This window comes from Undibacterium sp. TC4M20W, assembly GCF_049340245.1.
Classification (GTDB): domain Bacteria; phylum Pseudomonadota; class Gammaproteobacteria; order Burkholderiales; family Burkholderiaceae_D; genus Undibacterium.
The window spans coordinates 179,575-193,665 of record NZ_JBMPPI010000009.1; the positions used below are offsets into that span (position 1 = coordinate 179,575).

Consider the following 14,091-nt stretch of genomic DNA (forward strand, 5'->3'; position numbering starts at 1 on the left):
GAATAATTGAATGATCATGAAACTAAATTTAAAACGTTCTTTACATATCGGCGCCCGCTTGCTGACACACAGCGCGCTGCGTATGTGCATAGCGATGGGATTGATCTTATCGCCCGCCTTAAGCCAGGCGCAACAGATTGATCTCGGTGTAGCCGGACAATATGCAGCCTTCATCTTTGGCAATGTCAGCAACATCACCAACGTCGATGGCCGTCTGGCAGTAGGCGGCATACTCAATACACCTGGTGGCACGGTCGGTGGCAGCGTCAACTACAACGACACCAACCCCGTCATGGTGGTTGCCGGTAACCTGACTTCCTACGGTGGCAGCCTTGGTAATAACAAAAACAATGCTTACGCCGTGTATGCCGGTACCCTGGGTTCCAAGGCAGCGACCTATCTTGATTTCCGCAAAGTCGCCTTCAGTCCCATCGATTTCGATGCTGAACGCACCTACCTCAGCGTTCTGTCGCAACAGATACGCAGCATGCCAGCAACGGGCACCGTCAGCCAGCTCTATGCCAAGGTCACCCTGACAGGCAGCAACCGCGATGTAGAAATCTTTAACGTGACGGCAGACCATGTCGCCAGCACCCATGACTTTGCACTGGCGAACATCAAACAAAGTGCCTACATCATCCTGAATGTGGCCAGTGACGCCCAGCGCACCCTCAAGTTTGGCATCACCATGACAGAACTGATTAACCGTAACAGCAAAGTACTCGTCAATATGTACGATACAGAATTACTCAATCTGAATAATTCCGGCTTCTTCGGCAGCATCCTGGCTCCATTTGCCTGCATCAAGAATTCAGGCGGCAAGGTAGAAGGTACTGTCATTGCCGCCAGTTGGGACACCAACATGGCTGTCGGCTCCACGCTGTTCGTGCCGACCAATTAAGTCTGCAGGCATTAAGCAAAAAAACACCGTCTCAACAGACAGCCTCAAAAAATATCAAGCATAAAAAAAGCGACCTGGTTCGCCTGAATGACCCATTAAGAAGAGCACACTATGTTCCGCAATATCACCGTACAACGCGCTATCTCCAGCCTGGTGTTAGTCACCTTCAGCAGCCTGACGCTCTATCCATGTGCTGTATCAGCCCAGGCGCGTGCTATGGCTGACCAGTTAAACAGCAGCGTAGGCGGCAGAAATAGTGGCGCACTAGGTGCAGCTTCAAATAAATTTCCAGCACTGGCAACAGGCAACAACAGTAATGCAGTCGCCAAACCGGCAAGCCCGGAAGAACGCCTGAGCCAGTTGCTTAAACAAATCCAGGATGACGTCAAGGCGACTGCACCAACAGTAGCGGCAGTCAGCAATACACCAGCCAAAGCAGGTCTGCTCGCTATGGCAGCAACAACCAACAGCAACACCACCTTGCTCAACCAGCGTGTCAGCAGCATACGCAGTGCCAACACCCAGATCAAAGCCATTTACAGCGACATTGACCAAAGCTTCAAAGATACAGAGCAACACCTCAAAGATGCCAAGCTGCCCGCAGAGATATTGTCACGCCATCGTAAGGCAGTTGCCGACTACCAAAGCCGCCAGACAGAATTCAATCAAATCATGGACAGAGTAGTCCAGGCTGATGACAAAGGGCAGACCAGTAACCGCCAGACAGCCTTGACTGACCTGAGTGGCTTCATGGACAAATACCCCAATGCCAAGCCGCATCAATATACTGACCCTAACAAACTGCCGTTTGGCAGCCCCAGCAACAAAGTCAGAAAACCGAATGAAAGCAAGGCCCAATACCAGGCCAACCTGTTCAAGCCCAAATCTGAAAAGCTCTTGCTCGCTGGTCCTCCAGTGAATGCGCAAGGCTCAGCACAGTCATCTTTGCCCACAATCCCAACTGCACAAGACACAGCCGAGACAGAAGACGTACAACTGACACCTGCTATCAAGGCACAGGCTGCAGCCTTGAACAACAACCCAGTACAAATCTATAACTGGGTCAGGAACAACATCAGCTTCATCCCTAGCTACGGCAGCATACAAGGCAGTGAACTCACATTACAAAACAAACGTGGTAATGCCTTTGATACGGCCAGTTTGCTCATCGCACTGTACAGGTCAGCAGGCATACCAGCACGTTATGTGTACGGCACCATTGACGTGCCAGCAGACAAAGTCATGAACTGGGTAGGTGGTGTCACCAAGATAGAAGCTGCTCAGAGTCTGTTAGGACAGGGCGGTATACCGAACACCGGGTTGATCAATGGTGGACAGATCAGCGCGATCAGGATGGAGCATGTCTGGGTTGCAGCGTTTGTGGATTACACACCTAGTCGGGGAGCAGTGAACAAAACCCCGAACACCTGGGTGCCTATGGATGCGAGCTTTAAACAGTATGAGTTTACGGCGGGGATGGATATCAAGAATAAAGTACCAGTCAATGGCCAGGATTTTCTCGCGCAAATACAACTAGGAGCAACTGTTAGCGAAGCGGGTAGTTATGTGCAAAATCTGAATCAGACTAATCTGCAAACGCAGATGAACAATTATCAGTCACAAGTAGTGAACTATATCAAGAGCCAAAAAGCAAATGCCACAGCTAAAGATGTAATAGGTACAAAAAAAATCAAAACTGAAGCCTATGGCATTTTATTAGGTGAATTGCCATACAGGATTGTTGCTTTAGGAAATGAATTTCAAGTGCTGCCGGATAATTTGCGTTGGAAGTTCAAAACCAATATTTACCCAGCAGATGGTATTAGTACTAGCGACAATGCCATCATCGAACTGAATCAAAGTACTCCGAAGTTAGCGGGCAAGAAAATCACGTTGAGCTTTGTACCCGCCACTCAAGCCGATCAGGACTTGATCACCAGGTATTTACCTAAGGCACATGCGGATGGATCACCAACTCAACAGAATGAACTTCCGACTTCTTTACCGGGCTATTTGCTTAATCTAAAAGCAGAATTCAGGGTAGATGGACAGGTTATCGCCATTAGTGCTAGTAGTTTTACGATGGGTAGCTCGGTCAAACAGGCAAATCAATTCTTCAATCCAAGTACAGGATCATGGGCCGGCGGGGATGATAATGATATAACGGTTGGTGAATATGATGCGATTGGATTGGATTTGCAGGGTATCGGTACTCAGCAGCTAAAAGCATTGCAAGACAAAATAACCAATACAAAAAACAAGCTTGCTCAGCTTCAGCAAAACCCAACAGATGTAGGATTAATTAGCGGCATCAGTAAAGAGGATTTGACTGGAGACTTTGTCTATTCAGGAATACTTGCTTATTTATCGCAAGTTGACGGCTCTGACAATTTCACTGCACGTAATTCTGGGAACATGGTTAACTATCGGTTACCAAGTTATGGTCGATTTTTAAATGTCGCTCAAGCCAATTATTATTTTGGCTTAGTCAGGACGGTTAGTTTTCCTGGCGTAGAAATTGATGTGGATTATTTACGTTATCACATTGAAGCTAAAGATAATAACAAAACAGTTCGAACGCAATATATGTTTCAGGTAGGGGTAGCCAGCTCTTTGGCCGAGAGCACTATACCAGAGGCAATGTTTAAAAATCCCAACTTGGCTGCGAACGATCCAGAACAACCACAAGGTGTATCCGCCGTGAAAGCCTTGGTAATTGCACAAACTTTGGGGCAAAAGCTTTATGCACTTAGCCCAGAAAATCAAGCTATAAATGTTGCAGTACTTCAGAACTTGCAAATCGAGGCTGAAGCAAAAACAGAAATTGTTAATGCGCTTTCTGCCGGGAAGCAAGTGCTCGTTCATGAAAAAGAGATTATGGTGGGAGGCTGGAAAGGGAGTGGTTATATTGTCTTGGATGCGGAGACAGGGGCGGGAGCCTATAAAATAATTGGTGGTGCAAATGGTGGTAAGCTGAACGCAACTATTATGGGTTTCTTACAAGGTTTCTTGGTTGGTTTAGGTTTGGCGCTACTTATTACGAACTTAGCGGTAATAGGAACGGGTATAATGTTTGCTGTATGGGCAATAAATTTAGTGGTAATTAATGCAATAATAACAATGATGATCGCCTCTTCAATTGACACTGATGCATTTGCTTGTTATGCCGGGGCACTTAATTCCGGGTTCGGCATAGGGATGGGCAATTGGAAGGAAATGGGGCGAATAGTGTCTGCAATAGCAAATCTTCTTGGATGGGCGTTTCTTTCTACAACCCGTGGTACTGAATGTCTGAGTAATGAATCATGAGTAGTCAAGTATTGATTCCGTTTTTGGGCTTTGTTATGTCTATAGTGCACACACTGATTGCTGGTTATTTTAAAGTGCGCATAAGCATAAGCCTCATTTATGTTTTTGTTTTAGCTAATTTACTGAATAGCTTTGTTGAAGTTCGCACGGTTTCTGGTTTTGAGCTATTCATGTGGATATTAATGAGTTTGTTCATACCAATATTGGTTTGTTATTTACTTGGGCTATTGGGAAAATATATAAACAAATCTCATCCTGAGAAATGACGTGTAGTGGTGTTGCTGCTTCCCTGTCCACTGTTCAGTTAAACCAAGTGCCCTGTTCGGCGTTCGATTGACCAGAACCATTCCGCCGGACCTGCATTTTTTTGAGGAAGCCGGGGTCACCCATTAGCCCCCGGTAGTCAAGTAGTCGAACCACATACTCGCAACACACCGCGATAATGTTTACTGCGCCACCACACGCTTGTTTCAGAATGCCGTCGTGCCTTTTGCTTCAACGTGTGGTTGCGTGAATCGCACCAGTCACCCATGTGGATCTAGCGAAACATCAAGCTGGATTTCGCCCAAGTAGCCCAGCTACTCCAGAAGCATCTCAGTACCGCGTTGCGTCCAAGTGATGGGCAGATCTGTGGCTACCGGATTCGGTTCCAACCCCTTGTGGCTCGCATTGCAGACGACTCATCGTAAAACAAGGCTTGTGATGGCAGATACTGCATGTCCAATCAGTTCTGATGGCTTGTGATCCAACCCCAAGTGCTGGCTCACGCAGTGCTGCCAACTCTCAGGTGAAACAGCGCTCCACCGAAAAACTTTCTCCAGTCTTGAGCATATGAAAGCAAGCTCTTGCCAGTTTATGGGCCACCGCCTTGATGGCGATAATGCCGTTGCGCTTGGCTTTCTTGCGCTGATAGAATTTCTTTGCCGCCTCAGAATAGCGAATCGCAAAATTGGCTGCTTCCACACAGGCCCATGCCAGGAAGCGATTACCGTTTTTGGTATTGCCTTCTCCTTTCTTTTTGCCGTTCGAGGTATGCATACTGCCTACACAGCGCCACCAAAGCATGGTCAGCGAATTTACTGCCCGTGCCAAACTGCTGCAAGACGCCTACGCTCCGCTGGATAGTGCCTTAGCAGGGAAGGGCGATGCGACAGCCGCCCTCAAACAATGGCAACAAGCCATCAAACAATACGCCAGCCAGGCCAGTGCACTCAACGGCACCAAACTCCCCTGGGGCAATAGCAGCGACCAGGTACGTAAAACAAGCACCGGAGCGATAGCGCCGCAGTCGAATCAACTCGCCTCAGTGACCAGCACAAGCAGTAATGCCAGCCGCCAGTCACCACCACCCGCATTTGTCCCAGCCCCTGCCGTGGCCGCAACAGGCAGCCTCTCCGGCCTGGCTTTACCCGATACTGTTCTGAGTGATGCGCCAGCCGCCGCCGACCTTGCCACTGCTGAAGAAATCCAGCAGAGCGCAGACATCCGCTCCCTGGCCGCCTCCTTACAGAACAACCCCGTTGCCATCTACAACTACGTCCGCAACAACATCAAATACAAGGTCGGTTACGGCAGCCTGCAAGGCGCAGCCCAGACCCTGCAAGCCAAAAGCGGCAACGACATCGATGCCGCCAGCTTGCTGATTGCGCTTAACCGCGCAGCAGGCATCCCGTCCCGCTACGTGTACGGCACAGTCGAAGTCCCGACCCAAAGAATGGTGAACTGGCTGCACGTCGACAACGTCAGCGCAGCGCAATCATTTTTAAACCAGGCAGGCGTGCCCAACAAAGCCATCCTCCAGGGTGCACAGATTACCGCCATCCAGGTAGAACACGTCTGGGTAGAAGCCTATGTCGACGCCAGCCCCAGCCGAGGTGCCCGCAACAACACCGCCAGCGCCTGGCTGCCGCTCGACCCCAGCTTCAAACAACTCAGCTCCCAGTCCGCCTTAAATCTGCGCAGCAGCGTCAGCCTCAATGAAGCCGGTGTATTTGATATCGCCAAGCAAGGTGCCAACTGCACCCCTGATTACGGACAAAGCCTCAACCAGCCCAACATCCAGAGTGCCTTCACCACTTACCAGAACCAGCTCAACCAGGTCCTCAACCAGCAAGGTGCCGACCTTACGATAGGCAGTGTATTAGGTGGCAACGTCATCAGCGCAGAGAACTACGCCATTCTCATGGGCAGCCTGCCCTATAAAACCATCGTTAAAAGCGCCAGCTTCCAGGCCATGCCTGCTAATTTGAAGGGAGCAGTACGCCTGCAAGTATTTGCCAACAGCGCAGCACAAGCCCAGGGCACAACCACTGTCAGCTATAACAGCAGCTACGCCGCCCTCGCAGGCAAACGCCTGACCCTCAGTTTTAGTCCCGCCACCCAGGCAGATGCCGACGTACTCGCCGCCTACTTGCCCAAAGCCCATACCGACAACAGCCCCGTTAGCGCCAGCGAATTCCCGCTCAGCGTCCCCGGTTACCTCATCCAGGTCAAAGCAGAACTCCGTCTCGATGGCCAGATCGTCGCCAGCGGTGGCAGCTTCACACTAGGCAGCGAACTCAGCGCCTCCATAGGCAGCTTCGAGCCCGCCAGTGGCGGCTGGAACGACAACAACTTCAGCGTCCATGCCGGTGACTACCACGCCATCGTCGCCGATACCCAGGGCATCAACCCCGCCCAACTCAACACCGTCCAGCAAAGACTCGCCGCCACCCAGGCCAAATTGACCAGCCAGCCCGGCCAGGCCAACGGCGTCAGCCGCGACGACCTCACAGGTGACCTGCTGCACCAGACCATCCTCGCCTACTTCGCCACTGCCGACGCCAACAGCGCCATCTTCCAGCGCGCCGCAGGTGTCGTAGAACAACGCCTGCCATCATTAGGCAGGGCAGTCGCACAAGCCATACCCGACATGACCCTGGGCCTGGTCAACAGCGTCTCCTTCCCCGGTGTTGCCCTTGATATTGACCGCCTCCAGACAGCAGTAGCAAATCAAACGGATGGCCTAAGTCCTGCCGCCTACACCCGCCAGAGCAACCAGCGCAATGTTGCTTACGCCCACATGGTGTTAGAAAAGCACTACAGCCAGCCACAAAACCCCACCGCTGCTGCTTCCCCGATACGTGTGCTCGCCAAGGCTGCCGCGCTGCCACAGGCACAACAACAAAGCGTCTATGCCGTCACCAGCAGCAATCTGGCTGCCGCCCTGTTAAAACTTAACCTGACCAACAGCCAGTCCATCGATGTGCAAAATGCCGTTGCCGCCGGTTACCGCGTCCTCGTCCCACAAAGCCCGCAAACCATGAGCGGCTGGACAGGGCAGGCCATGCAGATTGAAAACATCCAGACCGGTGCCGGTGCCTACCGCCTGTCCGGCAATAACGGCAACACTACCGCCGCCATCCTCGCCACATCAGGTATGGGCATGGGCTGGCTCATCGCAGAACCCGCATTGGCAGCCGCCAGCACCATCCCCGCAATCAATGCCGCCAAAGCCTACGATACGGTCCTCGCCAGCATGTTGCCTGGCGGTGGCACTGACAATACCGACAGCGTGCGCTGGTCCTACTTCAGCGGTCAGGCCGACGTCGCCAGTGGCCTCTTCCTTGCCCGCCTGACCGGTGCCCAAAGCAACAGCACCTGCGACAACCTCAGCTCCATCATCGCCGCCAACCTTGGCACCACCACCGCCTTTGATGGTGACCCCGGTGATATCGCCAGCGTCCCCGTCATCACCAGTGCGCCTGTCACCGCCGCTGTTGCCGGCCTCGCTTACCGCTATCCCGTCGCAGCGCAAGATCCTAAAGGTGCCATACTCAGCTACAGTCTTACCGATGCACCCAGCGGCATGAGTATCAACAGCGCCGGCGTCATCAGCTGGGCCAGCCCTGTGTTGGGCAGCTTCAACGTCACACTGCGCGCAGATAATGGCAAAGCCTATGCAGAACAACGCTACCTGCTCACAGTCAGCGACCACGCCCTGGCACTCAGCATCAGCATGGCCGTTGCTCCCGCATTGGTCAACATAGGCGACAAAGTCACCGTCACCGTCCTCACCAACGGCGGCACCGGCAACATCAGCACCAGCGTCACCGTCGATGGCCAGCCACAAACCCTCGATGCCCAGGGCACAGCCACCATCACCGCCACCACTACAGGCGCGCACCAGGTCGTCGCTACCGCCAAAGATGACCTGGTCACCGTCAGCAAGACCAGCCTCTACAGCGTGCGAAACCCGGCCGACAGCAGCACCCCCACGGCCCAGATCAGCACCCCCACAGATGACGTCGAAATCACCGCCCCGACCACCATCATCGGTACCGCCACCGCACAAAATCTCGCCTACTACCAGCTCCTCATGCGCGCCGCTGGTACTGACAAATGGCAAGAACTCGCCCGTGGTTACCAGAACGTCAGCAACGGCACCCTCGGCAAGTTTGACCCGACCCAGCTACAAAACGGCATCTACGAACTCAGCGTCATTGCCGTCAATACCAATGGTGTCCAGGCCAGCCACATGATCACCCTGGACGTCACCCGCAATCTCAAGATAGGCCAGTTCAGCATCAGCTTTGAAGACCTCAACGTCCAGGCCTCCGGCATCCCCATCAGGATCACCCGTACCTACGACACCCGCCGCAAAGGCCAGGCCCTCGACTTCGGCCAAGGCTGGAGTGTCGATTACCAAAACGTGCAAATCCGCAAGAACATCATCCTTGGTCTGGAATGGGACGTCATCAACATCGTTGGCAATGCCACCACCTGTCTGCGCCCCAGAGGCAAGCGCAAGGTAGACGTGACATTACCAACCGGTGATGTCGCCCGCTTTGAGGCGCACAACGAACAGGATTGTGGCCTCGTCGCGCCACCAGTGAAAATATTATTTACGGCCTTGCCCGGCACCACAGCCAAGCTCGACCTCGTTGACATACCCAAAAACATCCAGCCCCAGGGCGGCATGCTCATTGACGTCGACGGTGCAGATCAAAATGAAACCATCGCCTGGAACCCCAAATACTACAAACTCACCACAGAAGACAACTACCAATACTATCTGACCGACGGTATCGGCATCACCAGCATCAAAGACCCGAATGGCAACACACTGACCTACAGCGACAGTGGTGTCACCCATTCCAACGGCACGGCAGCGACCTTCACCAGAGACGCCAGCCACCGCATCACCGCCATCACTGATCCGGCAGGCAAACAGATCCGTTACGCCTACAACGCCACCGGCGACCTCATCAGCGTCACTGACCGTAATGGTGCAGTGTCAAAGATGACCTATGACGCCAACCACAGCCTCATCAGTTACACCGACCCGAATGGCAAGCTGGCGGCGAGGTTTGAGTATGACCAGAGTGGCAGGCTGATTGCTCGCTATGACGCTAATGGCAAGGCCGTTCAGATGCAGCATGACATCGACAACAACCAGCAGACGGTGACTGACCGCAGGGGGAATAAGACCACCTATACCTATGACAATAACGGGAATGTGACGAAGGTCGTTAATGCACTGAACCAAGTCACGACCTATACCTATGATGCCAATGGGAATCAGGCCAGTGTGACCAATGCGGCGAATGAGACCACGCTCAGTACGTTTGATCCTAAGAGTTATAAGCAGTTGAGTGAGACTGATCCGTTAAATAAGACGACGAGTTGGGATTACGACACTAATACGCGGACTAAGCTTAAGACGAGTACGGACGCTAAAGGCAATGTGACTGCTTTTAGTTACTTTGCGAAAGGGACACGCATTGATCAGCCTCTGGGTAGCTACATCCACATTGGTACCGATGATGCAGGAAACACCACTTCGTTGACGCTTAGTGACCAACTGACACGCTACCAGAACGATGCCAAAGGGAATAAGATCAGCGAGACTGATGCGGCTGGCAAGGTGACGACTTATGCCTATGATGACAACGGTAAAGAAATAAGCCGTAGCTGGATCGCTACGGTAAGTGTCAATGGTGTACCGACACAAAAAACCGTTAGTGTCACCAGAACGCTGGATGCAGAAGGACGTGTTCTCAGCGAAACGGATGCATTAGGCGCGACCACCAAAACGGAATACACCGCTGGTGGTAAAGTCAGCGCAACAATAGACCCGCAAGGCCGACGTACCAGCTATAGCTATGACGATACCGGAAGATTAGCGACCACCATTTATCCGGATGGCAAGACTACGGCGACTGCTTATGATGCGGGCGGTAATAAAGTCAGTGACATGGATCGTCAGGGTAGAGCGATCAGATACGAATATGATGTACTGAACCGTCTCGTCAGAACGACTGCCGCTGATGGCACAAATACCAGCACAGCTTATGATGATGGGGGGCGTGTTGCCAGTACGACTGATGCACAGGGAAATACGACGACCAATGGCTATGACGCTGCTGGTCGTCTCATCAGCTTGACAGACGCCAAAGGCAAACAGACGAAGTACGAATATGATAGCGTTGGTAACCGTACCAAAGTCATTGACGCTACCAGCAAGGTAACGCAGTTTGAATATGATGCACTGAACCGCCTTGTTAAAACAACATATCCAGACAGTAGTACCAGCAGTACAGTCTGGAATGCGACAGGCACCAAGCAATCAGAAACAGATCAGACGGGCAACACTACGCAATATGGTTATGACCCAGTCGGTCGCCTGAATCAGGTCACGCAGACCAATGCTGCAACTCAACAGCAAACAGTTTACGGTTACGACGTCAATGGTAATAAGACCGGCCAGACGGATGCACAAGGTCACGTCACAAACTGGGCATATGATGTAAATAGCCGAGTTACGAGCAGGACTTTACCAGCGGGACAGATGGAAAGTTTTGCATATGATGTAGCAGGTAACCTGACGCAAAAAACAGACTTTGCGGGCAAGGTCACTAGCTATGTCTATGATGTACTTGGTCAGGTCGTGCAGACCAACTACCCGGATGGCAGCAGTGTCAGCACCACTTACACTGCAGCAGGACAAGTGGCCAGCAGCACCATATCAGGTGGTAACAACAGTAACGGACGTCAAAATGGTCAAACCAGTTTTACTTATGATGCCAACGACAGGATCACGAAACAGGTCAAGCCGGATGGCAACTTCCTTGCTTATGCCTATGATGCCAACGGCAATATCAGTCAGCGCAGTACGGCTGCTGGGACTGTCAACTATGGCTACGACAAGAATCAAAGGCTCATCAACGTAACCAATAGTGCGACCAACAACAGCACGACTTACACCTGGGATGACGCTGGGCGACTGATAGCGGCAACGACACCAGATGGTGTGACAGCCAATTACAGCTATGACCAGAATGGACGCTTGTTGCAACTGTTGCATGTCAAAGGCAGTGGTGTTGTTACAGGCAGCCGCTTCACATTGACTGCCAATGATCAGCGTAGCAAGGTAGAGGAGTTTGATACACAAAGTACACAAGTAAATCTGCTTGCAACTAATCCAGTTCGCACGACGAGCTATCAATATGATGGTGTAAATCGACTGACGCAGGAACTGGTCAAGGACAGAAATAATACGACTGTTCGCACTACCGACTATCAGTACGATAAAGTAGGTAACCGCAGTCAAAAGACTGAGACTACGGCAAGTGGTACAACGATGACTACTTACACTTATGACGCCAATGACAGGTTAACCCAGGAAACTAAAACCGCAGGAGCAACTAGTACTGTTACTACTTACACTTGGGATGACAAGGGAAATCTGAGCACGAAGACCATAGGAGGACAAATTACTGTTTATGGCTGGAATGCGGACAATCGTCTTGTGGAAGTGAAGCAGGGTAACAGTCAGGCAACGGCGATCACTATTGCCATATATAGCTATGATGCTTATGGTAATCGCGTTCAGAAGATTGAGCCTGGACAAAACACCAGCCCTGACAAAGTCACCAATTATCTCGTTGATGACACGTTTGAGTATGCGCAGACAGTGCAGGAGACAACGTCACAAGGTTCTGCTACAGAAAGCATCGGCTATGTGTGGGGTAACGGGCTGATCCAGCAGAGCAGGTCGGGTCAACTTAGTTACCATCATGCGGATGCATTGGGCAGTACAAAAGCCTTGACCGACTCAAGTGGCAATGTGACCGATGCTTATCAGTATGATGCGTTTGGAGCAGTACTCAATAAGACGGGGACAACTGCAAATGGCTACCGTTACACCGGCGAGTACTTTGATAATGCCATAAGTTTGCAATACAACCGCTCAAGGTGGTACGACGCAAATGCAGGACGGTTTGTAGCAGGTGATAAGTTTAGTGGTCGCGAGACATCACCTGTTACACTAAACAAATATATCTATGCAAATGCTGATCCTATTGATAGAAAAGATCCGAGTGGCTTTACAAGTTTGCCTGAAGTTAATGCGGCAGAAGAAAACTCAACAACTCTCAATTCAACAAATTTCCCGGACAAAATAGAAACTGAACGTAAATTTTGGGGCAAACTTTGCAATGTGGCAGCGAATTTTGCTGGACCTTATGATTCAATAGCAACAAAGCTTTTAAATCTTGTAGGCGGTGGTGGTCGATATGAAAAACATCATATCTTGCAAGATGCTGCGATGCGAAATTTGAAAGTAAGACTACGCTTAAATTATAGTTACTACAAGGCATGGACTGTTCCACTATTTGGTGGAAATTGGTTGAAAGGATCTGCTCATCAGGCGGCGTCGGCTTATCAGGCTGCAAATCCACTGAGCCCAGATGCGAAACTAGCAGAAATTGTCTCGCATTCGAAAAACGTTTTAGTTGCAGCCGGATGTTCGTCGCAGGATGCAGATAAGTTAGTTAAGGCTGCAGTAGATACTATTCAATTGATGAATCAGGGTATAAATATTTTTGAATAATATATATTGGATGTCGCGTAATACGGTGTTAATCATTAAATAATACTATTGGAATCATTATGGCGAAATACGACTCTTGGATTGAAAAAAACTACAACTATTTATATCTTCTTGATGACGAAATTAGCAAATCTATTGTTGCGCTACATCTTCTTTCAACGGAATTAAAAGTAGTTTCTTCAGCTATTTATTTGGGTACAACTTCTGCGGATTATTTGCCGCAGCTTAAAAAATGTTTTGAACATTATTTTTTTATTGAAGGACTTAAGTGGATTCAATCGCTTGAAAATGCTTATGGCACTTCTATTCATCCAGACAAAGAGTCGAGAGAGGATTATTTATTGAGTTCCCCTGCTGTTTTAATTAGATTGGAAGAGTACACAGATCATGAATCCGAAACCTTACAATATCTTTTGCCAAAAATTGATAGATTATTAGATCAACTTATTGCAGAAAAAAAAATCGAAATGGGAGAGCCTAAATTGTAGTAGCCGCGACCCTGCCCTGTTCGGCGTTCGTTTGACCAGAACCATTCCGTCTGACCTGCATTTTTTTTGCAGAAAATGGTAGATGTTCTGGTTTAGTTGAACACCGATCTGACTAATTTTTAATCAGCAAAGTCAAATTCATTGGCTCGCTTGCTTAAATTTTATGCAAATCGTTTGTTAACGATGAACACCTTCCCGAACAGCATTGCTGCCCGCTCTCGATGCTCATTTTGTTTCGGAGATATTCGTCGCTAATGCCGCAAATAATATCCTCGTAACAACCCGTCCCAAGCCGTAAAGTGTTACACCGATTTCGGCGCGATTTTGTATGGATCAATGCCCCGTCATGCTTGCGCTGTTCGGCGTTCGATTAACAAGAATCATGCCGTCGCTGGAAACCTTATTTACTAAAGGATTGTGACAATGAGAGATTGCTATAAGAAATTCTGGAAGCGCGTGCTAGTCGAAAAAATGCATATGAATTTCCCTGATTTTGTTTTGAAAGAGACGCCATCAAGAAA

5 protein-coding genes and 1 pseudogene are annotated in these 14,091 nt (G+C 50.2%); 5 read left to right on the forward strand and 1 reads right to left on the reverse strand.

All coding sequences use genetic code 11. The annotated features are described in order from the left end of the window. Positions 1-16: 16 nt before the first annotated feature. From ACO0LL_RS13910 to ACO0LL_RS13920, 3 genes are all read left to right on the forward strand, one after another. Positions 17-901 carry a choice-of-anchor A family protein gene (locus ACO0LL_RS13910; protein WP_422951443.1) on the forward strand — a complete coding sequence of 295 codons (885 nt, stop codon included), beginning with the start codon at positions 17-19 and terminating at the stop codon, positions 899-901. Between the two features lie 111 nt (positions 902-1,012). Further along, entirely contained in the window at positions 1,013-4,210 is a 3,198-nt protein-coding gene (locus ACO0LL_RS13915) for a transglutaminase-like domain-containing protein (protein ID WP_422951444.1), read from the forward strand. After that, entirely contained in the window at positions 4,207-4,476 is a 270-nt protein-coding gene (locus ACO0LL_RS13920) for a hypothetical protein (RefSeq protein ID WP_422951445.1), read from the forward strand. Before ACO0LL_RS13915 ends, ACO0LL_RS13920 begins: the two co-directional genes overlap by 4 nt. 517 nt (positions 4,477-4,993) lie before the next feature. Here ACO0LL_RS13920 and ACO0LL_RS13925 read toward each other — a convergent pair. Beyond that, positions 4,994-5,263, reverse strand: a pseudogene (locus ACO0LL_RS13925) (IS110 family transposase); the annotation flags it as partial. Positions 5,264-5,273: 10 nt separating this feature from the next. Between ACO0LL_RS13925 and ACO0LL_RS13930 the strand changes: the two are divergent. Together ACO0LL_RS13930 and ACO0LL_RS13935 are read left to right on the forward strand one after the other, a co-directional pair. Beyond that, entirely contained in the window at positions 5,274-13,082 is a 7,809-nt protein-coding gene (locus ACO0LL_RS13930) for a transglutaminase domain-containing protein (protein ID WP_422951446.1), read from the forward strand. A 59-nt stretch (positions 13,083-13,141) separates the two neighbouring features. Beyond that, the gene (locus ACO0LL_RS13935; protein ID WP_422951447.1) at positions 13,142-13,570 is read left to right on the forward strand and encodes a hypothetical protein; all 429 of its coding nucleotides are present in this window, start codon (positions 13,142-13,144) and stop codon (positions 13,568-13,570) included. Positions 13,571-14,091 lie beyond the last annotated feature (521 nt).

What these genes read in the sequence shown, in the direction of transcription:
- ACO0LL_RS13910 (WP_422951443.1), top strand. Translation starts at nt 17, where the DNA reads ATGAAACTAAATTTAAAACGTTCTTTACATATCGGCGCCCGCTTGCTG.
- ACO0LL_RS13915 (WP_422951444.1), top strand. Translation starts at nt 1,013, where the DNA reads ATGTTCCGCAATATCACCGTACAACGCGCTATCTCCAGCCTGGTGTTA.
- ACO0LL_RS13920 (WP_422951445.1), top strand. Translation starts at nt 4,207, where the DNA reads ATGAGTAGTCAAGTATTGATTCCGTTTTTGGGCTTTGTTATGTCTATA.
- ACO0LL_RS13930 (WP_422951446.1), top strand. Translation starts at nt 5,274, where the DNA reads ATGGTCAGCGAATTTACTGCCCGTGCCAAACTGCTGCAAGACGCCTAC.
- ACO0LL_RS13935 (WP_422951447.1), top strand. Translation starts at nt 13,142, where the DNA reads ATGGCGAAATACGACTCTTGGATTGAAAAAAACTACAACTATTTATAT.